The sequence below is a fragment of the Paenibacillus sp. 01T422 genome (genome assembly GCF_056398785.1).
This window is the reverse complement of the sequence record NZ_JBFTQB010000040.1, coordinates 1-22,387: the sequence shown is the minus strand read 5'-3', so window position 1 is coordinate 22,387 and position 22,387 is coordinate 1. Positions and strand designations below refer to the sequence as shown.

Here is a 22,387-nt window from a genome sequence, read left to right as displayed (position 1 = left end):
GGATACGGAGCACATTTTCAGCCATATTGTTTGGAAAATGAAAGTATTTCGCGCCAAGCTGACCAGCGTGAGCCACCCAACAGACGGGGGAGAATGGATCCCGTTCCATTACCGCTGGGTAGGCCCGGATGAGCTGCAGCAATACGCCTACCCGAATGTATTCATTCGGATTATGAAAGAGTGGCAGGAGAGCAACGAATAGGTGCTCCCTGGCCCACTGTTCGAATGATCCATTGCTCCTTGCCCCATTACTCCATCGCTCCCCGCCTCAGGTATTAGCGAATTTCGGCCTTAATAGCATCCACATTTATTAATGTGATTAACTTTTTATCGATTTGTATGAGGTCATCGTCCTGCAGTTCTTGCAGCACTTTGGTAACGGACTCCCTTACGGTGCCAACCATATTGGCGAGCTGCTGATGAGTCAATTTGACATTAATCAGCAGACCGTCCTGCGCAGGGATACCATGCTGCTCAGATAGTCGGATGATCGTTTTAATAATACGTGAGCGCACACCCAGAAACGTCAGATCGTAGATTTGGTCATTGGCTTGACGCAGTCGTCCCATCGTTGTTTCCAAGAGCTTTAGGCATAGCCTAGGGCTCTTTTCCATGTATTGCACGAAGGAGGTACGTCTCAAAGCATAGAGCGTACAGGCTTCCAGCGTTTCAGCAGTTGCCGATCGGGTAAGACCGGCGCTTATCAGAGACATTTCGCCAAAAAAATCCCCATCCCGAAACAAAGCCAGAATGATTTCCTTGGCTTCATCCAACCGATATATTTTGACGACACCTGATTTGATCAGGAATAACTCCTCGCCTGCATCGCCTTCCAAGAATAGAATGCTGCCCTTTTTCACTTTCTTTTCTACGAATAGAGGGGCAATGCCTAATAAATCAGTTTGTGAGAGTTCTTGAAAAAGAGGAACGTTTTGAAGTAGGGGGACGATTGTTTTCACCGGGCTCTCATCTCATTTCAGGATAATATTGGTTACTATTATCGTACTACGTTCCCGAAAAACCGTAAACAATTTCCACCATTAATAGTCCCTAAGGAGGATGTCACTAGGTCATCATACGGTGCCACAAATGAAAAAGGGCTGCCCCCAAGTAGAAAGATCTACTCGTAGGACAGCACCTTGTATGACTAGCTTATTTCGCAGCGTCGTAACGCTTGCCAACTTCAGCCCAGTTCACAACGTTCCAGAACGCTGCGATGTAATCAGGACGTTTGTTTTGGTAGTTCAGGTAGTAAGCATGCTCCCAAACATCAAGACCAAGGATTGGCGTTTCGCCTTCCATGATCGGGCTGTCTTGGTTAGGCAAGCTGTATACTTTCAATTTGCCAGCTTTGTCAACAGCTAGGAAAGCCCAGCCGGAACCAAAGCGTGTTGTTGCAGCTGCAGCGAAGTCAGCTTTGAATTTGTCAAAACCGCCAAGCTCGCTCTCGATAGCTGCTGCAAGCGTACCTGTAGGTGCTCCGCCAGCTTCTGGTCCGATAACTTCCCAGAAAAGGGAGTGGTTCGCGTGTCCGCCGCCGTTGTTGCGAACAGCTGTGCGAATATCTTCAGGAAGGCTGTTCAGGTCAGCGATCAGGTCGTTAAGGGATTTATCATGCAGAGCAGGATGCTTGTCCAAAGCTGCATTCAAGTTAGTCACGTAAGCGTTATGGTGACGATCGTGGTGAATTTCCATCGTTTTTGCATCGATGTGTGGCCCTATAACATCCGAAATTTTTCCACTTTTTATACACGACAAATCGCAGAAAGCTGAATTTCTCTGGTCCAGTAAAAATAGCATGAATAATCCATGGAAATTCAAGGGAAAATGAAACGACAACAATGGATGAGGTAAGAGGGTGTTCATGATGAGTTTTGTTCGCCGATTATTTCGCTGGACGAACCGAATATTCATTCAGGCGGCCGAACCGGGGCAGAACAGTAATTTTGCACCAGTGAGTAATGAACTGCATACAACTCTTACAGAGAATGTAAAGGCATTGCAGACGATTTTTAACAAAACACCAGATTTGGTTATCCGCACATTCATTTATAAACAAACGGGTAGTGAAGCGGCACTCGTGTATCTATCTGGACTTGTAGATAAAAATGCCATCAACAATAATGTCTTGCGCCAGCTCATGTTTCATAAGGTTGAAGAGGTAGAGGTTGAACTGCCTGTAACGCTTGGACTTATGAGCACTATAGAGACATGGGAGCAGATAGAGACATCTATTTTGCACGGGTATAGCGTTCTATTTATTGACGGACTGCCTCATGCCTATGCCATGGATACGCAGGGGTGGCCGCAAAGGGCGATTACGGATTCGCAGATCGAGGCGTCATTAAAAGGAGCTCACCAAGGCTTTGTTGAAACAGACTCTCATAATATCGCATTAATCCGCCGGTATATTAGCAGCACGGATTTGAAAATCAAAGAATACTACATAGGCCAGAGAGCTAAAAGCAAGGTTTCTATTCTATATCTAGAAGATGTCGCTGTACCTGAGCTGTTACAAGAAATGGAAGATAGAATCACGAAACTGAATATCGATTGTATTCTGAACACAGGAGAATTAGCGGAGTATCTCGAGGATAATACCTTATCTCTGTTCCCGCAATTTATTACAACAGAGCGCCCGGATACGGCGGCTTCTCAGATTCTGCAAGGAAGAATTTGCGCTGTGTTGGACCGCTCGTCAAGCGTCTTGATTGCGCCAATGAATCTGGTCTCTTTTTTCCAAGGTATTGATGATTACAGTATGCGTTGGCCCGTGGCGACTTTTCTTCGGTTGCTGCGCATCTTGGCATGTTTCGTTGCCGCATTCCTGCCAGGTATCTATATTGCCTGCATTTCCTTCAATCATGAAGTGATCCCCTTAGATCTCATATTATCGATCGGTGAATTCAGGGCTGCTGTTCCATATCCACCGCTCATCGAGGCATTAATCATGGAGATTATGCTTGAAATGCTTCGTGAAGCCGGGATACGATTGCCAGCTCCTGTCGGTCAGACAGTAGGTATCGTAGGCGGGATTGTCATTGGACAAGCAGCTGTCCAAGCGGGACTCGTCAGCAACCTAATGGTCGTAATCGTGGCATCCACAGCGGTGGCTTCGTTCATTTTGCCTAACTATGACATGGCCTCTTCCATTCGGTTAATTCGGTTCCCGATGATGATTATTGCCTCGATATTCGGCATTATCGGAATCATAGCGGGATACATGATTCTGGTCGCACATCTTATTAATTTAAAATCACTTGGCCAGTCCTATACTTCACCGATTGCCCCCATACGTCTAGGGGATTGGAAAGATAGCTTCATACGTGTGCCCCTGTGGAAGATGATTAAGCGCCCTGAAAGTGTAAGAACTCTTCAGAAAAAGAGGATGGCTCCAAAACGTGCAGAAGGTGATGACAACTAATGCCACAGACAGGGAATACCTTTGAAAGGAACCAAATAACCAACCTGCAATTTATCTTTATCATTCATGGAATGCAGCTAGGTGTAGGTGTGATAGCCATGCCAAGCGTGCTGGCAGGAATTAGTGGTACAGATGGATGGATAGCCCTTTTCGGCGGTTGGATTGGGTCCGTATTGGCGAGTTTGGCCATGATCCAAGTCATGAAAAAATACCCGAGCGGCACCGTTATTCAATTGGTGAGGCATTACTTTGGCAAATGGTCCGGCCTCTTCGTAACCATGATCTTTGCTGTATATATGCTAATGTTCGCTTATCTAATTTTTAATAGAATGGCGCTTCTTATTAAAACCTGGATTATGCAGCAATCTTATACTTATGTGCTCATGTTGTTGTTTGTTGTTCCAGCTTTTATGGTCGTGAAGGGAGGCATGCGCAGCCTAGGACGTTTCGCGGAAGTCGTGATTTTAAGTACCATTTGGATGCCGTTCATTTTGTTATATGTACTAAAGGACGCAAATTGGATTCATCTTCTTCCGGTTCTCAAAGAGGGGTGGATGCCGGTCTGGCACAGTATAAGCTCCACGATCCTTTCTTTTTTGGGTTTTGAAGGTGTTTTGTTTTTTTACCCTTATTTAGAAAATAAAAAGTCAGCTTCCGCCAGCGTGGTAATTGCCAATACGATGACCCTTGCGGTTTATTTATTTATAACGATCGTTTGTTTTGTCGTCTATAGTCCGGATGAAATTACGCAGTATCAAGAAGCACCGCTTTCCGTCGCGAAAATCATCGAATTTCGTTTTCTGGAGAGGTTCGATATTATTTTTTTATCCGTATATGTTCTGCTCATTTGTAAAACGTGGTTTCCAGCTCTTCTTATTGCCGTACAATGCACGGAACAGTTGGTGGCAAAAGGAAGAACAAAAGCTCATCTGATCGTGCTATTGGCTGCCATGATCGTGATCACCTTTATTTGGGACCCAAGTTGGCGTCAGAGTAAAGAGTGGATCGATTGGTTTAATAAGTTTGGACTGGGCGTAGCATACTTGCTTCCTTTTGGCTTATGGGGACTTCTTAGCGCGCGGAATTGGATGGCGAGGTGGCGGAATTGAATCGGCTTCATAAAATAATGCTGCCCCTAATCATCATGCTGCTAGTGCTTCCAGGTTGTGATGATCGGGTGGACTTGGAGAATATTTCTTTGATGCTTATGATGGGGATCGATCTGGATAAAGACAATAATCTGGTCTTTTATTCCTCAAGTCCTGTCTTCAATAAGGAAGCGAAGGAAAAAAATGAACAAACCAAGGTCTATTCTACGACCGTGAGGGACGCAAGAAATGAATTTGATGCTCGTGTTTCAGCACTTATAAGCGCTGGCAAAGTGCAGAGTATCCTTATTGGCGAGCGTGTCTTAGAGCACGAGGGCTGGCTTAAGCTGCTGGATATTTATTTTCGGGATTCAAAAGCAAATATTTTGGCGAAGGTTATCGCGGTGGATGGTCCCGTTGAGGATATCATGTTCTTCAAACCTCCTAATAAGCGGCGGCTTCCCTTGCATGTGGCTACGCTTGTTGATACAGCTAAGGAAAGAAATCTGATTGCGGATACAACGCTCCATAAGCTACACAGTCAGGTGTATGAAAAGGGAATAACGCCATACATGCCGCAGTTACGCAAAAATGGTGAGATTGTCGCTACGGGGACCGTGCTGCTGAATAAAAAAGGAAAATATGTAGCAAAACTGAATTTGGTGGAAAATCAACTTTTGCTATTGCTCCAGGGACATATAGAAGGCAGTCTGTCCTATACCATTCAATTGCCTGAAGAGAGCAAAGACGACCTATTCTCCGAAGGTACGGCGACCTTCTATGTGCTGCATTTCACGAGGAAGGTGAAAGTGACTTATTCGCAAGATCAGTTTCATTTCGATGTTGAATTGACCTTGCCTCTTCGCTTGACGGAGAAGTTATTTACTTTGGATGTAGAACAAGAAGGTACTAAGTTAGAAAATATGATAAATAAGCAGTTGAATAAGCAAATGAAGGAGCTTATGGACAAGTTCCAGAAGCACGAAATCGACCCGATTGGACTTGGTTTGTTCGCGCGCGCGTATCAGTATGAAGCATGGAAAAAGGTAGAGAATCGTTGGGGAGAGGCGTTTGCCAAGGCTGAGGTCAATGTGCATGTGAATACGATGGTTAAGGATAATGGTGAAGTGAAGTAGTGGGGAGAGAAAGAGCCATCCTGCCATCCTGCCTCGGCAGAATGGCTCAGATAACTCCTAAACTAACGTAAGGTAGGAAGACAAATTTCAACCGTTGTTCCTTCATTTTCTTTGCTGAATACGCTTACCGTTCCGTTGTGGCTTTCAATAATTTTTTTGCTGACCATGAATCCAAGGCCTGTTCCTTTTTCTTTTGTGGTATAGAAGGGCTGCCCAAGCTTAGTCAAAATGTGCTCGGGGATTCCGCAACCATGATCGATGAAACGCAGAATCAAGCTGTTCTCGTTCTGTGTCTTCACTTGAATGAGGAGGGTTCCGCCAAGYGACATAGCCTCTATCGCGTTTTTGATGAAATTAATGCAAACCTGCTTCAATTGATTCTGATCGCACAAAATCGGGGAGAGATCAGATTCACATTCCGTTATGATTTCTACATTATTAAGAATCGCTTGGGATTCTAACAATGTAGTGACTTGAGCCAGTAGATTGCGAATATCTTTGCGATCGGAGTGAATCATCTGAGGTTTAGCCAGAATGAGCAGCTCGCTGAGAATCATTTCGATGCGCTCGATCTCCGAAGACATAATCTCGTAATACAATTTTTTCTCCGAAACGCCCGATTTCATGAGCTGAATGAAGCCTTTAATCGCTGTGATCGGATTACGGATCTCATGGGCGATTCCCGCTGCCAACTGGCCGGCGATAGATAGCTTCTCCGAGTTAATAAGCAGTTGTTCGGCCTGTTTCTTTTCCGTGATGTCGTGACAGGTGCCGGCTATGCCAATAATATGGCCAGTCGTGTCATGAATAGGAGATAACGTGGTGCTTACATCAACCAGGGTTCCATCTTTGCGCAATCTAATCGTTTCGAAACCGATCACCGATTGCCCTGAGAGGACCTTCTCGTGTAATTCCCTTGTTTGATCAACGAGATTTGGTGGCGTGATAGGCAGTGCTTGTTGAATGATTTCTTCGGTTTTCCATTGAAAAAGTTTGCTGAAAGCTGCATTGGCTTCAACGATTTTTTCGTCACGGTCAATGACCCAAATTGCGTCCCCATTGTTTTTGATGAAGGATTCAAGTCGTTCCTTGGTCGCGCACAGTTCATCTTCGGCTTGTTTACGTTTCGTAATATCCCGGCCGACGGCGACGATTTTCTCGATATCGCCTTCTTCGGTGCGAATCCTTTTGACAGTCGTTTCGAACCACACATAATGGCCCTGTTTATGGCGAACGCGGCATATAAGGATATCGATATCCGAGATATTAGGAAGACAGCACGAATCCAGAGAAAGCAGATCATCCGGGTGCCAAAGATCAATCATTTTGTTTCCTATGATTTCATCCATTTCATAACCTAGCAAATTACGAACAGCGGGTGAAATATGACGTGTTACGCCCTCCGGTGAGGCAATTGTAATAATATCCAGTGCATGATCCGAAATAATACGATACAGCTCATGGACTTGTTCCAAATGATTCATCATGCTGACGCGATAGTGGGCGTCCTTTTCATGGAGAAGGCGTTCTTTCTCCCTCAGCTCGATCTCCGCGTACTTTCGATCGCTGATATCGATTATTTGAGATACGAAAAATGGGGAGGAACTATTCTCATCCTGGGCCAGGGAGACAGCCAATAGAGACCATACGATACGTCCGTCTTTATGAAAGTACCTTTTTTCCATTTGGTAGGAATCCCGTTCGCCTGTAAGCAGTTCCGTCATTAGTTGCAGGTCAAGGACCAAGTCCTCTGGATGGGTGATCTCCTGAAAAGTAAGGGTGGATAACTCCAACTCCGAGTATCCTAAGATGGAGCAAATAGCTGGATTAGCTTTGAGAAAGCGCCCATTCATTGCAACGAGAACCATGCCGATCGGAGCATATTTAAAAGCTTGTATAAATAAAGATTCATTTATTAGTCTTTGGTCTATGGACATTTCCAAAACTACCTCCGCTAGGCGCTAACTCAACATTCCAATGAAGTGTTCTACGAAGTGTTCTACCAGGGAGGGGGTTATTCCTGCCAATACGTCTTTTATTCCTCTTAAACTGACAGTTCTTTACATTGCTTCTATCAAATTATACAATTATCGCAATCTTATTTACGTACGGAGTGCCTRCAATGATAAACAATTCGAGAAAGAAATTCCGCTTAAGTCCTCCTCAAGTGCTAGCTATGGGGTTTATTTTGATCATTTTCGTGGGGTCTATCCTGCTGTCTTTGCCCATTTCCTTAGAGGGGGAAGGCCAAATGCCCTGGAACGATGCCCTGTTTATGGCGACCTCCGCTACCTGTGTAACGGGACTCTCTGTAATCAATACAGGCGCGTATTTATCGACCTTTGGGGAAATTGTACTCATTCTGCTTGTTCAAATTGGCGGACTTGGTTTTATGACCATGTCCACACTCATTGCACTCGTTCTGCGCCGGCGCATCTCCTTCCAGGAGCGTCTCATTCTGCAGGAAGCGATGAACCATGAGTCCACGGAAGGAATCGTCCGGCTTGTTCGAAAAGTATTGATTTACGCGCTCTGCATTGAGCTGGCTGGTGCCATGTTGTACGCAATTCGCTGGTCGTTTGAGATGCCAATTGGCCAGGCGGTGTACTTCGGCATTTTCCACAGCATCTCGATATTTAACAATGCCGGGTTCGATTTATTTGGCAGCTTGCCTGATCGTCCGGGAAGTTTGATGCATTATGTCGAAGATCCCATCGTCAACATCGTCTCTATGCTTCTTGTTTTTCTAGGGGGAATCGGCTTTATCGTAATCTCTGACTTGATGACCTATCGCAAGAATAAAAAACTTACCCTGCACAGCAAGGTGGTGCTAAGCGCTTCTGCGGGGCTCATCTTCATTGGTGCTCTGGTCATCCTAATATTTGAGTTCACGAATACGAATACGCTGCAGCCGCTCTCCCCTATGGGCAAGCTGCTCAGCTCATTGCTGCAGTCCGTTTCCTCACGTTCTGCAGGCATTAATACCATCGATATTCCATCGATGCGGCAGGCGACGCAGTTCTTCATCATTATCATGATGTTTATCGGGGCTTCACCGGGGTCCTCCGGAGGGGGCATCAAGGTGACGACCTTCGTCATTCTGGTCGGCGCGGTGATCGCGATGATGCGGGGCAATGAGGAAATCGTGCTGTTCCGAAGGCGCATCTCGAAGGATCGGATCTATAAGGCAATTACCTTCACGCTGCTCTCGTTTTCATTAATTGTCATTGCCACCATTGTTCTTACTATTTCAGAGAGCTATCCGTTTCTTGGCGTGCTCTTTGAGGTCACATCGGCGTATGCCACAGCGGGGATGTCGATGGGATTAACTTCGCAGCTGACGGAATTCGGCAAGGTGTTTCTCGTTGTTCTGATGTTCATTGGGCGGCTTGGACCCGTTACACTCGCCTACATTTTGATTCCACTGCCGGAGAAAGAGCACTTCCGTTACCCGGAAGGGAAGATTACGATTGGATAGCTTATTGGATGTTTGTACATTTTTGTTTATCATGCGACAGAGAAATTCGTGAGGAACGTACAGCAGGGAGCCACTGAAATCAGGTGGCTTTTTTGCATTCTTGATTTAAAATTTCTACTATCGGGATAAAGATGATAAAATAAGGTTATCGTTTCGCGGTTGTCGGGAGAGATAAAGAGGAGTGGATGAGCACTTACGTGCAGAAAGAATCATTAGGAGGGGAAATGACATGGAATTTTCTTGGAAGCGAAATCTGGTTACATTATGGATCGGCGTTTTTTTCTGCGGGATGGCTTACACCATATCGGTTCCATTCTTGCCGATATTCCTGCACACAGAGCTCGGGATTGATAAAGGGCTTGAAGCATGGTCGGGCATCACATTTGGTATTACTTTCCTAGCCAGCGCTTTAATTGCACCCTACTGGGGATCGCTTGCCGACAAATATGGTCGCAAACCGATGCTCATCCGTTCAGGGTTCAGTTTAAGCGTTCTTTATTTTGCGACGTTTTTCGTGCATGATCCTTATTTGTTTTTAGCTGTGCGCATTTTGCAGGGGCTGCTTGCCGGCTTCGTTCCGGCTGCCATTGCGCTCGTTGCCACGAACACTCCGGAGAAAGAAGTGGGCTATGCTCTCGGTGTTATGTCTACGGCGGGAGCTGCAGGAAGCGTGATAGGCCCGCTCGTTGGCGGTTTTGTCAGCCACTGGGTAGGGAACAGGGAGTCCTTTCTGGTGTCCGGCTGTGTCGTATTGGTGGCGGCCTTCATCGGCTTACTCGGAGCCAAGGAGCAAAATTTCAACCGCTCGGCCGTGCGTTCCAGCGTATGGGATGACTTGAAATCGGCTGCGCATAACCGATCATTCATGATGATCCTCGGCGTAACCATGCTGGTGGCGACCTCGGTCATGATCGTTGAGCCGCTGCTCACCATCTATGTGCTCCAAATGGGAGGCACCCAGAGCTCTGCTTCTCTAAGCTCAGGCATCATCTTCTCAGCTGTTGGCGTAGCGACTGTTATAGCAGCGCCTCGATGGGGCAAGCTTGGTCAGAAGCTCAGCTATTCCAAAACGCTGTTCATCGGACTGATAGGTGGAGGCATTGGCAATCTGCTGCAGTTGGGTACCCATCATTTGCTGGCATTCGGCATATTGAGGTTTAGTTACGGGCTGTTCTTCGCTGCTGTCTATCCGGCATTAAATGCCTTGATTGTGAAGTTCACAGATCCCAGCTTCCGGGGCAGGGCATTCAGCTTGAACCAATCCGCTACGCAGCTAGGGACGATGAGTGGGCCGATCATTGGCGGCTTCTTGGGCGGCTGGATCGGGATTCCTCTCGTTTTTGCCATCAATGGACTCGCGCTGATTGGCGTGGCATTTTTCTACAAATATCGCGGCCCGCAAGCGGTTGTGAAAGAGTCGAGAGCGACTAGCAGCTGACATCGAARCCTGACGGAGTTTGATCCGTCAGGTTTTTTATTTATTTCTGCCTCCGAATAGGGGACTCCAGTTCCTTTGGACAAGCCCTAGCGTACTTCTCGCTAGGGTATTGAAATTTGGTTCGCGGCGGGTGATGTGGAAGATTGAGGTATGGTGAATAGCGTGATTGGATGGTGGAAGGCGGGTACAGTAGCTAGTAGCATCACAGTTTGGCGGAAGGCTGATTGAAGCATGAGTAGGCACTCACGTAAAGGAACTATGGTGCTCTATTTCTGTGAAAAGGCACATTTTCCACTTAGAAGCGGAACTGCAGTCCGCTATTTTGCCGAATTTCAACGGTAAAACGTGCATGGAGGCTGGATAAAGCCCTGTAGTTCCGCCAAGAGAGGGAATTCTTCGTTTTCCTCCGAATAGTGGACTCCAGTTCCCCTCGCCCCGAACGATCCTTCTCATCATTGCGTGTCCAACATCCTATGCTCCCTAAATCTGCAGCCAATCCATGCACAATTTGTTGAAAACGCTTGCATTTAAGCGCTTTCACGAGGTTTTTAGAAAAAAACAAAGATTTTTGTGAATTTTAACACATTTTCAGCAGGATTCCGTCCTTTTTTGTCGTATTTACTAAATTACCATAAAATTAATCCTAACAAATTAATAGGGGATTGGGAGAGAACCGTATGCATGTTCGTTCATTTCAGCTTGGTGATACGTCTTCGGTGACATCACTTTTGCAGGATGTTTTGTCGGAAACCTGCTATGAGGAAACGATGGAAGCATTTGCTCGTCAACTTTCTTGGGATACGGAGCTTGTGCTGGTTGCACAAGAAGAATCAGAAATCGTGGGCATGATTATTGGCACCATCGATAACAACAATGGCTATTACTATCGAATTGCAGTTGCCACAGAGTATCAGCGTAAAGGTATCGGAAAAGCTTTGATCGAAGCAATGAAAATGAGGTTCCTCCAACGGAACGTGAACAAAATTATGGTAACGGTGGACGTCCATAATGAAGTCGTACTCCCTGTGTATGAGTCGGCAGGTTATAGTACAACTGATTTCTCCCGTGCTGCGCATCGGTTGAGCATTGTGAAGAAAGTCAGCGTGTAACCTCCGAGTAACGAGAGTGGAATTGAATAGTTTTGGATATAGGGAAGCATATCTGTGCCGCCATTGCATTTGGGGGTCAGATATGCTTTTCTATATAATAGGGGAACTTATCGGCAGCTATCAATAGAGGAGCTTTGAGACATGGATAAATTCGCGCCGTATGTGATAAAAAGCTTCAAACATGACGGACATTTGCATCGGATGTGGCTCACGAATTGGCGAGTACCGCCGCACGTCATGCATGCCGACCATCTCCAGCTAGACATGATGGTGTTTATTAACAGCCAGACGAAGATTCAGGAAGCTGACGGTAAGGAATGGGTCAGCCGTATTCCAGGCGTTTCATTTTTTATTCCCAAGCAATGGTTTAATATTGTTGCTCTTATCGAAGATACAGGAGTGAGATATTACTGTAACGTAGCATCTCCTATGTATGTGACTGGGCAAGTGCTGACTTATATCGACTACGACCTTGATGTCATTCGAATGCCGGATCGTTCCGTACATATCGTAGATCAAGATGAATATGAACGTCATAAACTGAATTATCACTATTCAACACTCGTTGAGTCAAAAGTGAACGATGGACTCGCCGCCATTTTGGAACTGGCGAGTACGGACAAGCCGCCATTTCAAGATGAAATGGTGATGCATTATTACGAGCAGTGGGAAAAGCATAGGAACGGAGGAGCATAAATGAGCTTCTTTGTAGGCCGCAATGAATCGAATCAAGCAGCTTCACAGCCCAGGAATGTCAAACAGGCAGAGGTAAGAAGCCTCACCCATGAGCTGTGGGATTGGACGAAATCCATCCTCGTAGCTCTTCTTGTCGTTATTCTGGTGCATCAATTTGGATTTAATCTGTCCACGGTTCGGGGACATTCGATGGATCCAACGCTGCAAGAGGGAGAATGGCTGTTTGTGAACAAAGCGATTACGTACTTTAAATCGCCGCAGCGCGGTGAAATCGTCATCCTGAAGGAGACGGAGGAGTATGCCTTTACCCATCACCCTTTCCTGGTGAAAAGGGTGGTAGCCGTTGGAGGCGACGAGGTGAAAGGCCGAGGCGGCGTCTTGTATGTTAACGACGAGAAAGTCGACGAGCCGTATACGGATTCGCCCATCGAGGACGGCGATTTCGGCCCGATGCATATCGGGGAGGGCCGCGTCTTCGTGATGGGCGATAACCGCCATGCGGCAGCAAGCGCGGACAGCCGCAGGTTCGGGGAAGTTCCGGTCAGCCTGATTCAAGGTCGAGCCGAGTATGTCCTGTGGCCATTCGTAATGGCCGCTAAGCTGTAAGTTAGATACGAACGTATAATGAGAGGTGAGGGTGTTTTGGCGGTTTCCATCGTCGCAGCGTCAGAGACAGATATCAGAAAACTACAGCAAGAGATCGTGGAAGCCGCGCCGTCCCTCGGTATAGATAAGATCGGCTTCACGTCAGCGGAGCCGTTCACAGAACTGAAAGACATCCTTCTCCGCCACAGGGAGAAGGGGTTCGAATCCGGCTTCGAGGAGCCGGATATTGAGAAGCGGGTGCATCCCGAGCTGAGCTTCGATGCGCCGCGGTCGATCATCTCCATCGTGGTGGCGTACCCGTCGAAGCTGGCTAACCCACCCCGATCCGAGCCAGGGGCGTATCGGGGGATCATTTCGCGCTCCTCCTGGGGGAGCGACTACCATGATGTGCTTCGCGACCGGCTCGCGAAGCTGGAGGCTTTCATCGCGGAGCGCATGCCCGACGCGCGAACGTTAAGTATGGTCGACACCGGCGTGCTGGTCGATCGCGCTGTCGCGGAGCGGTCCGGCATCGGCTGGTCCGGCAAGAACTGCGCCGTCATTACGCCAGAATGGGGCTCATGGGTCTATTTGGGCGAAATCATCACGAATATTCCGTTTGGCCCGGGTACGCCGATGATGGATCAGTGTGGCGACTGTACGATCTGTATCGACGCCTGCCCCACTGGGGCGCTCGTTGGCCCGGGGCAGCTGAACTCATCCCGCTGCATCTCCTTCATTACTCAAACAAAGGGATTTATCGCTGATGAGTACAAGCTCAAGATCGGCAACCGGCTCTATGGCTGTGATACGTGCCAGATCGTCTGCCCGAAGAACAAGGGGATGAACTGGACGCATCATCCGGAATTCGAGCCTGACCCTGAGAAGGTCAAGCCGCTTCTGATTCCCTTGCTCACCATGACGAACAAGGATTTCAAAGAGCAATACGGACGCATCGCAGCGTCCTGGCGGGGCAAGAAGCCCATTCAGCGCAATGCGATCATCGCGCTGGGGAATTTCAAGGACAGCTCCGCTGTGCCTGTCCTTACCGAGCTGCTGCATAAGGATCCGCGCCCTGAGATCAGGGCTACAGCTGCGTGGGCGCTGGGGCGCATAGGCGGCGAAGATGTCTATGCTGCTCTGGACAAAGCCCAAGAAGCCGAGCAGGAGCCAGCTGTGCAGCAAGATATTGAGAAGGCGATTGCAGCCTTCAAGCAAGCACATCAAGCAAACCAAGCAAGCTCGCATACAGGGGAGAAGAATCCGACATGACATATAATCAGCAAACGGCTCTGAACGTCCTGTCCTATACGGAAGTTGCTACGCCTATAGGTGCGCTAGTTCTCATTGCAAGCTCGAAAGGGCTGTGCCGTGTTGCCTTCGGCAGCATGACCCAGAATCAAGAGGACTTGCAAGAGTGGATCTCCCGTTGGTTTGGCAAGGGGACGGAGCTCCAGGAGGATGCAGCCAACCTTGCGCCAATCGTGCAGCAGCTGGAGGAGTATTTTAGAGGCGAAAGGTTAAGTTTTGATGGAGAGCTGGATTTGCAGGGCACGGAGTTTCAGAAAAAAGTCTGGACTGCACTGCTCACCGTCCCATATGGAGAGACAGCTTCCTATAAGCATATTGCTGAGGCGATCCAATCACCGAAAGCCGTTAGAGCAGTAGGCGGCGCGAATAATAAAAATCCGATTCCAGTGATCATCCCATGTCATCGCATTATTGGCGTAAGCGGCGACCTGGTGGGTTATGCCGGAGGTTTGGAAATGAAAATACATTTGCTAGATTTAGAGGGTATAGAACGCAAAGCATAGAACGCATTTCATAGAACGCATATGAACACGAAGAACAACCGAATATGGATCCAAACAATAACTAGCCGTGGAGTGATCCTATGAAATATGTACATTTGGATTCCGTTGAGTCGGGTCAATATTTAGGTCGCACGATATTTGCCAGCAACGGTTCGATTTTGCTTTCTGAGGGTGTGCAGTTAACGGTATTCATGATCAATACACTCAATCGAATCGGTGTTACGATGATCTATATCAAGGATCCGAACTTGGAAGATGTGGAAATTCCCGAAATCATTTCAGAAGAAACGAAACGTATCGTTATGCAGCAAATGGGGCAAACCTTCGCGGCGCTTCAATCTGGCAAGGAGTTTAACTCTCGCGCGATGAGCATTTCGATCAACACCTTGCTGGATGAGGTAATGAAAAATCGGGATGTGCTCGTCCAATTGACTGACATTCGGACCAAGGATAACGAGCTGTACGTCCACGCTACCAACGTCTGCATGATGGCGGTGCTCGTAGGAATTAATATGGGATTCAATGAGAGTCAACTGAAAGAACTTGCCATTGGCGCACTTCTGCACGATGTGGGGAAAGTTGAGCTTACCTATGACGATGAAGCGTCTGATAGCAGGAAGCACCATACGTGGCGCGGATTTGAGCTTTTGAAAAACAAGCGTGAATTCAGCTTGCTGATTGCCCATGTCGCCTTCCAACATCATGAAGAATTAAATGGCCAGGGCATTCCAAGAGGCTTGACCAGCGATGAAATACATATTTATGCCAAAATTACTGCTGTCGCGAATATGTAGTAGAAATGGTATGATAAGGCAAGCAATGTAACCAATTAACACTTGCAGGGGGCAACGTTATGTGGAGTTATCTTATTCCTATTCTCACTTTGATTGTGGGCTTAGTCGGTGGATTTTTTATCGGCGTGTTTTATTTGAAAAGGCAGTTGGAATCTATGCAAAATAATCCCGAGATGCTGGCCAAAATGGCTAAGCAAATGGGCTACAACATGAATAAGCAACAGTTAAACAAAGCGCAGCAAATGATGAAAAACCAAAAGTGGAAATAATACAGGGGTGTGAATACCTCTTCAAAGGGCTTTGCTGTGTAACCGTATCATCGGCGGACAGCAGGAGCCCTTCGTATTATCGTCAGGTTTTGCAAAATTAGGACATACCAGTACGATTCAGAGGTGGCTAGTCAATGGCAAGCAACAAAGACCGCATTCTGGAAGCTGCGATGGATCTATTTCATGATCATGGCTACCAAGGAACGGGACTAGAGGACATTTTGTCGAGCAGCGGGGTATGTAAAAGCAATTTTTATTATCATTTTAAAAGCAAAGAAGAGCTGGGCTTAAAGGTAATTGAGCGCAAGGTAAATGAAATGCGGCAATCAGTGTTGGAGCCAAGTCTGGGCAATACTAAACTATCGCCAAAGCAGCGCGTGCTGGAACTATTTGAACGCATGTTAAGCTTCTGCGATGAGAACGAGTGCCGCAAGGGATGCTTTTTCGGGAATTTGGCGCTGGAGCTTAGCGATTGTTCAGAGGAACTGCGTAAGCCGCTCAGCCGCTTTTTCAGCGAGATGGAGACAGAGATTGAAGCTTGTCTGAAAGAAGGACGGAAACAAGGAGAGCTTTCTCTACAGGGGTTAGCTCCAGTCGAGCTGGCTGCACCTATTGTTTCCCTATGGCAGGGCGGGATGCTGCTTACCAAAACGCATAAAGACAGCAGGGCTATGAGAGACGGGATCAAGGTTTTGACGGTCTGTATGGGTTAAAGGATATGTAATGAGGAGAGTGGAGTAGTTGGCATCAGTCGAATACAGAAATGCGAGAGTAGCTGAGAATCGTGAGCAGATTGAGAAGCATGTGCGCGAGATTTTGCGATTGATCGGGGAAGATGTGGACCGGGAAGGATTGCTGGACACACCTGCACGCGTAACGCGCATGTATGAAGAAATATTTTCGGGCTATGACGCAGACCCGCGGGACGTTCTTGGTGTAACCTTTGATGAGCAGCATGAGGAATTGGTGATCATTAAAGATATCATTTATTATAGCCAATGCGAGCATCATATGGCGCCGTTTTTCGGCAAAGTGCATGTGGGGTACCTGCCGAGCGGTAAAGTTGCGGGATTAAGCAAATTTGCACGTTTAGTCGATGTCATTACCCGCAAATTGCAGGTACAGGAGAGAATAACGTCTGAAATCGCCGACATTCTCGATGAAGTGCTGAAGCCTCACGGCGTGATGGTCGTTGTAGAGGGTGAGCATATGTGCATGTGCTCCAGAGGTGTCAAAAAGTACGGCAGCGAGACGATCACATCGGCAGTGCGCGGTTCTTTCCGTACGGATTCAACGCTGCGTTCCGAATTTTTATCTTTGATCAACAGGTAATTAGCGAGCAAAAGGGGTGTGCATGGAGACAAATGTCTTGTGCAGCATCCCTTTTTTTGTGGGGAATGTGCATGCATGACTTGTTGGCGAATAGACGAATATAGTATTCTTTTATAAATAAATAGCCTCAGGGTGACTAGCGTACATGCTATAGCATAAACTGATAATAGCAAGTGTACGAATCGCTAGGCATACAAATCCGGGGGTTGGCAAGAGTACCAGAGGGGGCAAGCTGATGAACAACATACGAAAATTTCGGCCCGGAGAGGCCGCTTCCTCTAAAGTGAGTGAAGAACGGGATGAATTTGAGCGGGATTACGCAAGGTTGATCCAATCGCCGACCTTTCGTCGGCTGCAGGGCAAGTCACAGGTGTTCGGAGCTGGTTCAGGCGACTACTATCGGACACGTCTGACTCATTCGCTAGAGGTTGCCCAAATTGCGAGGGAAGTGGCGAAACGACTGGAACGGACGAACCCTTTTCTGCAAAAAAGAGAACATCCGGGTCTCATTATTGACCCTACCGTTGTGGAGTGTGCGTCTATTGCACACGACTTCGGCCATCCGCCATTTGGTCACAAAGGGGAAGAGGTGCTGAACCATATCCTGCTGAAGGATCATGGCCTTAAATATGAGGGCAATGCCCAGAACTTCCGAATCCTGATGTTTCTTGAAAAAAGGGCAGGCAGTGAAAGCGGGCTTGACCTCACCGCGGCCGTACTGCTCGGTATTAATAAATACCCTTTCCTGCTCGAGGAAGAAGGCCGGCTTAAAGGGGTATACGCCTCCGAGTGGGAGATTATCCGTGAGCTGCGCAGAGAATGGAACATGCCGGAAGGCTGCTCCACATTAGAAGCACAATTGATGGATCTATGCGATGATATCGCGTACTCCACGCATGATATTGAAGACGGCATTCGGGCTGGGAAGATCCAGATGAACGCTACATTCTTTGAGGATCAACGTTTGATCCGCCATCTGGTTATGGAGATTTTGAACGATCCCAACAAGCACAAATTTGGTTGGGAGCAAGTGGATATCGAGCAAATGGTTAGGAAGGTTCTGACCGACTACCTGGAGCAGTGGCAGCAGATTTTCGCCGAATGCAATCGCGAAGAGTCGCGTACGCGCAGAGAGATGAAGGCCCGCTGGGTGAGCTCTTTTGCGAGTCGGTTAGACATTCTGGACGATCCTGAGCGGGGCTGGAAGAAGGTAGCGCTCGTGAGAGACGGAGCAGAGGATATGAACCTCCTGCGGACGATGGAAATCTTGAAGAAGCTGGCGTGGGTCACGCTGATCAAGGATTTCCGGGTACTGCGGCTTCAGAAACGCAGCGAGATCATCGTCGAGCGGCTGTGGGAAAGCTTTATCGATCAAGACAGGGGAATGTGGATCATTCCACCCGATTGGATCGATAGCTATGAGCGCCGGATGGGCAACTGGAGCTGGCCGCGGTTCGTCGCGGACTATATATCCGGCATGACCGACGCATACGCGGAGAAGGTGTATGCAGAGCTGTTTGCGAGCAAGTCCGGCTCGATTTATGAGATGGACTAGGTGCGGAGAAGAGGCTAGGCGTTAGGTATTGGGCGCTGGGCACTGCACTGCGCCGAATCCTGCAAAAAGTACATCAAATCCTGGGCAAATGAGGTTATTTCTAAGGAATGATGTAAATAGTACATCAAAATTGGTGTCGGTGGCGTACATTGGGCTGAAAAGCTGGAATTTGATGTACAAAATGCATGATTCTACCCTCGAATGGGTGAGTAACATGAGTTTTGATGTACAAAATGCATGATTCTACTCTCGAATGGGTGGGTAACATGAGTTTTGATGTACAAAATGCATGATTCTACTCTCGATGGGCAGGTAACATGAATTTTGATGTACAAAATGCATGATTCTACCCTCGAATGGGTGGGTAACATGAGTTTTGATGTACAAAATGCATGATTCTACTCTCGATGGTCAGGTAACATGAGTTTTGATGTACAAAATACATGTTCAAGGCCCAGCCCTGATGGGGGGAAGATGGGTTTCAGACCATAAACGGATAGCGCTGGTATCCCCRCAAAAAAATATCGACCCCGCAAGGGGTCGATTTTATAGGGAGGAGGGAATACCAGAGTTAGTTTACAGCTACAGCCTCTTTCGGTGTCAGGCCATTAAGGAAGCTCAGCGTAGTGCGCACATACTTTTTGGGTTCTGCGCGGTATAACAGCTCGTGCTGTGCTTTGGGGATGATCCAAAGCTTCGATTGCGGATCAGTTTGCACCTTGAAAATGTCCTCTACCATTTCATATGGAGCTTTGTAGTCTTCTGTTCCATGAATGAAATAAATAGGCATCGAATAAGCGGTCGAAGTGACCTTCTTATAAGGTACTTCATGCAAGCTCACTCCATTCAGCAGAGGAAAGAATAAGCGGACGAGCGGTAGAGATGGGAATTTCGGAACATTCACAACTTGCTTCATATTGTGATAGAGCGTATCCGGATTCAGCATGAACGTGCTGTCCAAGATCATCCCTGAGATATCAGTAGTATTTTGGAGAGCAGCCTGCAGCGCTGTTCCAGCACCCATTGAGAAGCCCCAGATATAAATAGGACCATTGGATAAATGCTTAACGTAGTTAATCGCTCCAAGCAGCTCCTGTGATTCCTGAATGCCACCGGTCATGACGTTTTCGTTGCCGGGGTGAACATATCCATAATCAAACATCAGTACATTATAATTCTGCAAATGCAGCTCGCGGGCTAAATTATACAGCGGAACCCACAATTCTTCGCGATTGCCGCCATAGCCGTGCGAGAAGATCACGGTTTTGTCGGAAGGAGCGGGAATGAACCAACCGTCTAAATTCGAGGTTCCGTTCAAACTTGGGAACGTAACGCTGCTGTAAGGGAGGCCAACGGCTCTCATGGGATCCGAATGAAGCGGATCAATATGCGGCCGCGCCAGCGTCCATGCAATATAAGCATGAAAAGCAAGAAGCAGTGAGGTACATAACGTCAGGAATGAAATTAGGATGGTGAGAACCAGCCTTTTTTTGCGTAAAAGCGGACGGGTAACGACCTGATCGAGCGTAGGTTGAAGTGAGCCTGGGGATAGTGATGTTGATGACATCGCAGTACCCTCCCTCCAGAAAAGTAGTGTGTTCAAATAGGCTGCTCTGTGATGTTATAAGGAGAAAGGCAGTAATTATCTAAATTTTCAGATAAGTAATCTATTATCTTAATTTTATTCTGAATGCGCTTACAAGTCAATGAGGATGCGGGAAATGTAAGGCGGCTGTAACCTTTCTGTAACAATTCAAGAAACAGATGTTTGACCTTTACGCAACCTAGGAGTTTGGTTATACTAGATATAACTGGGTTTCATATAGTGAAACTATTTGATACTTCCGCAGACAGTTGACTATGAAAGTGGTGTTCGTCATGGAAGATAACAAGCTGACGGTGCGAGCCGTAGAGCGAGCTTTGGATATTATGCTCTGTTTTACGGAATCGACCGAACTGACGTTGACAGAAATTGCAAGTCGAGTGGATTTACATAAAAGTACGGTGCATCGCCTGCTTGCTTCCCTGGAAGGCAAGGGTTTTGTTATGCGCGATGCTGCCACAGATAAATACAGGCTAGGTTACCGACTATGGGAGCTATCCGCTAATCTCTCCCAGGAGGGAGACCCCGGCATCATACTGCTGCCGGAGATGGAAAGGCTGCGCGATCTCCTCGGCGAGACGATCTCGCTCTACGTGCAGGACGGCCTGGAGCGCATTCGCATCCAAGCCGTGCAGAGCAACCATGCCATTCGCCGTGTAGCCCCTGTAGGGGCGCGAATGCCGCTTTACGTAGGCGCCTCTAGCAAGGTGCTCGTCGCCTTCGCAGAGCCCGCTGTGCAGCAGCAGCTGCTAGCCTCGGCCGATTGGCCGACCGGGCTGGATCAGCAGTTGTTCCTGCAGCAGCTGGGCGACACCAAGCTCGCTGGCTTCGCCACGAGCGTGGAAGAGCGAGAGCCCGGTGCGGCGGCTGTGTCCGCGCCGATTATAGACCGCGGGGGCCGACTTGTGGCCGCCCTCGCCGTATCAGGTCCAGCGAACAGGCTTACGCTGGAGCTGATGCAAGAGCAAGCGCCGCTCATTATGGAAGCGGCGCGGCGCATGGGCACGATGCTGCGTTAGCGCATCGCGATACAGATCCTCTATCCGAGTACTTGGATAGAGGATTTTTTGCTTCTAGGAGGTCATACTAGAAGTGGGAAGGGAGTGGCAAGTATGAAGAACACAGCCTCGATGTTGGCGATCTGGATCAGTCTTGCCAGTAACATCGTGCTTACTGCCATCAAAATCATCGTTGGCCTTCTATTTAACAGCCAAGTGCTTATTGCCGATGGCATCCATAATGCCGGCGATGTCATTGCATCAGCGACCGCGTACAGCTCTATGCGTGTGTCGTCTAAGCCCGCTGACGTGGATCATCCGTACGGCCATGGCAAAGCGGAGGTGCTCGGCGCCTTTATCGTCGCGATTATTTTGGCTGGAGCCGCTGTATACATTGGTTATCATTCGATTCATGCCCTATTCGAACCAGCTGGAGAGGCGCATGTGATGGCTTTTATCGCAGCTCTCATCTCGCTGATCTGGAAGCAAATTCTTTATGTGTACACGATGCGGATTGGCCGTAACATGAACAGCAAAGGGCTGATCGCCACGGCTTATGACCACTTGGCGGATGTGTACGCATCGATTGCCGCTTCCGTGGGGATTGGTTTGGCGCYGCTCGGGGATCGCTTTGGTTACGCATTTCTAGCATACGGTGACCCTGTAGCGGGGATTATCGTCTCCATTCTGGTATTGAAGCTGGCTTATGAAATGGGCCTAGACTCATTCGGTATTCTCATGGAGCGAAGTGTAAGCAAGACACAGATTGAACAGTATGCGGCGTTGATCCGTTCTGTACCCGAGATCAAGCGAATTGACCGTTTGAGAGCACGCGAGCACGGACACTACATATTGATCGACGCGCGGCTGGGCGTATCAGGCACATTGACCATTCAGGAAGGTCACGACATTATTCGTGGTATTAAACAAAAAATCCAATCGGCGCATAACGATGTGGACGAGGTACTGGTGCATTTGAACCCTTGGTACAAGGAACCTACTTAACACTTGAAGACATGAAAAAACACCTTTCATTAGACGACTCCAACGATCCGGAGTGGCTATATG

Annotated in this window: 22 protein-coding genes; 18 read left to right on the top strand and 4 right to left on the bottom strand. The window is 47.8% G+C overall.

Annotation, left to right across the window (positions count from 1 at the left end):
* Positions 1-202, top strand: a 202-nt coding sequence (locus tag AC1DUA_RS04030) for an NUDIX hydrolase (RefSeq protein WP_477498501.1), incomplete at its 5' end; no start/stop codon positions are given.
* Positions 203-275: 73 nt separating this feature from the next.
* Here AC1DUA_RS04030 and AC1DUA_RS04025 read toward each other — a convergent pair.
* Positions 276-959: a Crp/Fnr family transcriptional regulator gene (locus AC1DUA_RS04025; RefSeq protein WP_477498500.1), complete on the bottom strand. Its 684-nt coding sequence runs from the start codon at positions 957-959 to the stop codon at positions 276-278.
* 193 nt (positions 960-1,152) lie between these two features.
* Entirely contained in the window at positions 1,153-1,758 is a 606-nt protein-coding gene (locus AC1DUA_RS04020; protein ID WP_477498503.1) for a superoxide dismutase, read from the bottom strand.
* Positions 1,759-1,864: 106 nt separating this feature from the next.
* On the opposite strand from AC1DUA_RS04020, the gene AC1DUA_RS04015 reads away from it, so the two are divergent.
* From AC1DUA_RS04015 to AC1DUA_RS04005, 3 genes are read left to right on the top strand one after another with little or no spacing between them, the layout of a single operon-like run.
* On the top strand, positions 1,865-3,424 hold the full coding sequence (locus AC1DUA_RS04015; RefSeq protein ID WP_477498499.1) for a spore germination protein: 1,560 nt from the start codon (positions 1,865-1,867) through the stop codon (positions 3,422-3,424).
* Positions 3,424-4,533, top strand: coding sequence for a GerAB/ArcD/ProY family transporter (locus AC1DUA_RS04010; protein ID WP_477498498.1), 1,110 nt, complete (start codon positions 3,424-3,426; stop codon positions 4,531-4,533). The genes AC1DUA_RS04015 and AC1DUA_RS04010 overlap by 1 nt, the downstream gene beginning before the upstream one ends.
* On the top strand, positions 4,530-5,648 hold the full coding sequence (locus AC1DUA_RS04005; protein WP_477498497.1) for a Ger(x)C family spore germination protein: 1,119 nt from the start codon (positions 4,530-4,532) through the stop codon (positions 5,646-5,648). Before AC1DUA_RS04010 ends, AC1DUA_RS04005 begins: the two co-directional genes overlap by 4 nt.
* A 62-nt stretch (positions 5,649-5,710) precedes the next feature.
* Here the strand turns inward: AC1DUA_RS04005 and AC1DUA_RS04000 are convergent, their stop codons facing one another.
* Positions 5,711-7,585 (bottom strand): PAS domain S-box protein, encoded by a 1,875-nt coding sequence (locus AC1DUA_RS04000; RefSeq protein ID WP_477498496.1) that lies wholly within the window; start codon positions 7,583-7,585, stop codon positions 5,711-5,713.
* 185 nt (positions 7,586-7,770) lie between these two features.
* Between AC1DUA_RS04000 and AC1DUA_RS03995 the strand changes: the two genes are divergently transcribed.
* From AC1DUA_RS03995 to AC1DUA_RS03940, 12 genes are all read left to right on the top strand, one after another.
* A complete protein-coding gene (locus AC1DUA_RS03995) occupies positions 7,771-9,126 on the top strand; it encodes a TrkH family potassium uptake protein (RefSeq protein ID WP_477498495.1) in 1,356 nt (451 codons plus the stop codon).
* A gap of 229 nt (positions 9,127-9,355) precedes the next feature.
* Complete coding sequence (locus AC1DUA_RS03990) at positions 9,356-10,564, top strand: MFS transporter (RefSeq protein WP_477498494.1); 1,209 nt, start codon at positions 9,356-9,358, stop codon at positions 10,562-10,564.
* A 677-nt stretch (positions 10,565-11,241) separates the two neighbouring features.
* Positions 11,242-11,673 carry a GNAT family N-acetyltransferase gene (locus AC1DUA_RS03985; protein ID WP_477498493.1) on the top strand — a complete coding sequence of 144 codons (432 nt, stop codon included), beginning with the start codon at positions 11,242-11,244 and terminating at the stop codon, positions 11,671-11,673.
* A gap of 141 nt (positions 11,674-11,814) precedes the next feature.
* Positions 11,815-12,369: a DUF402 domain-containing protein gene (locus AC1DUA_RS03980; RefSeq protein WP_477498492.1), complete on the top strand. Its 555-nt coding sequence runs from the start codon at positions 11,815-11,817 to the stop codon at positions 12,367-12,369.
* A complete protein-coding gene (lepB, locus tag AC1DUA_RS03975) occupies positions 12,370-12,975 on the top strand; it encodes a signal peptidase I (RefSeq protein ID WP_477498491.1) in 606 nt (201 codons plus the stop codon).
* A 36-nt stretch (positions 12,976-13,011) separates the two neighbouring features.
* A complete protein-coding gene (gene queG / locus AC1DUA_RS03970) occupies positions 13,012-14,226 on the top strand; it encodes a tRNA epoxyqueuosine(34) reductase QueG (protein ID WP_477498490.1) in 1,215 nt (404 codons plus the stop codon).
* Positions 14,223-14,768, top strand: coding sequence for a methylated-DNA--[protein]-cysteine S-methyltransferase (locus AC1DUA_RS03965; protein ID WP_477498489.1), 546 nt, complete (start codon positions 14,223-14,225; stop codon positions 14,766-14,768). The genes queG and AC1DUA_RS03965 overlap by 4 nt, the downstream gene beginning before the upstream one ends.
* Before the next feature lie 80 nt (positions 14,769-14,848).
* Positions 14,849-15,562, top strand: coding sequence for an HD-GYP domain-containing protein (locus AC1DUA_RS03960; RefSeq protein ID WP_477498488.1), 714 nt, complete (start codon positions 14,849-14,851; stop codon positions 15,560-15,562).
* A 59-nt stretch (positions 15,563-15,621) separates the two neighbouring features.
* Entirely contained in the window at positions 15,622-15,831 is a 210-nt protein-coding gene (locus tag AC1DUA_RS03955; RefSeq protein ID WP_047687552.1) for a YneF family protein, read from the top strand.
* A 134-nt stretch (positions 15,832-15,965) separates the two neighbouring features.
* Positions 15,966-16,544, top strand: coding sequence for a TetR/AcrR family transcriptional regulator (locus AC1DUA_RS03950; RefSeq protein WP_477498487.1), 579 nt, complete (start codon positions 15,966-15,968; stop codon positions 16,542-16,544).
* 28 nt (positions 16,545-16,572) lie between these two features.
* Complete coding sequence (gene folE, locus AC1DUA_RS03945) at positions 16,573-17,163, top strand: GTP cyclohydrolase I FolE (protein ID WP_477498486.1); 591 nt, start codon at positions 16,573-16,575, stop codon at positions 17,161-17,163.
* 235 nt (positions 17,164-17,398) lie between these two features.
* A complete protein-coding gene (locus AC1DUA_RS03940) occupies positions 17,399-18,718 on the top strand; it encodes a deoxyguanosinetriphosphate triphosphohydrolase family protein (protein WP_477498485.1) in 1,320 nt (439 codons plus the stop codon).
* 571 nt (positions 18,719-19,289) lie between these two features.
* Here the strand turns inward: AC1DUA_RS03940 and AC1DUA_RS03935 are convergent.
* The gene (locus AC1DUA_RS03935; protein WP_477498484.1) at positions 19,290-20,285 is read right to left on the bottom strand and encodes an alpha/beta hydrolase; all 996 of its coding nucleotides are present in this window, start codon (positions 20,283-20,285) and stop codon (positions 19,290-19,292) included.
* A 311-nt stretch (positions 20,286-20,596) separates the two neighbouring features.
* Here AC1DUA_RS03935 and AC1DUA_RS03930 point away from each other — a divergent pair, with 311 nt between their 5' ends.
* Together AC1DUA_RS03930 and AC1DUA_RS03925 are read left to right on the top strand one after the other, a co-directional pair.
* The gene (locus tag AC1DUA_RS03930) at positions 20,597-21,340 is read left to right on the top strand and encodes an IclR family transcriptional regulator (RefSeq protein WP_477498502.1); all 744 of its coding nucleotides are present in this window, start codon (positions 20,597-20,599) and stop codon (positions 21,338-21,340) included.
* Positions 21,341-21,433: 93 nt separating this feature from the next.
* Positions 21,434-22,324 carry a cation diffusion facilitator family transporter gene (locus tag AC1DUA_RS03925; RefSeq protein WP_477498483.1) on the top strand — a complete coding sequence of 297 codons (891 nt, stop codon included), beginning with the start codon at positions 21,434-21,436 and terminating at the stop codon, positions 22,322-22,324.
* Positions 22,325-22,387: the final 63 nt, after the last annotated feature.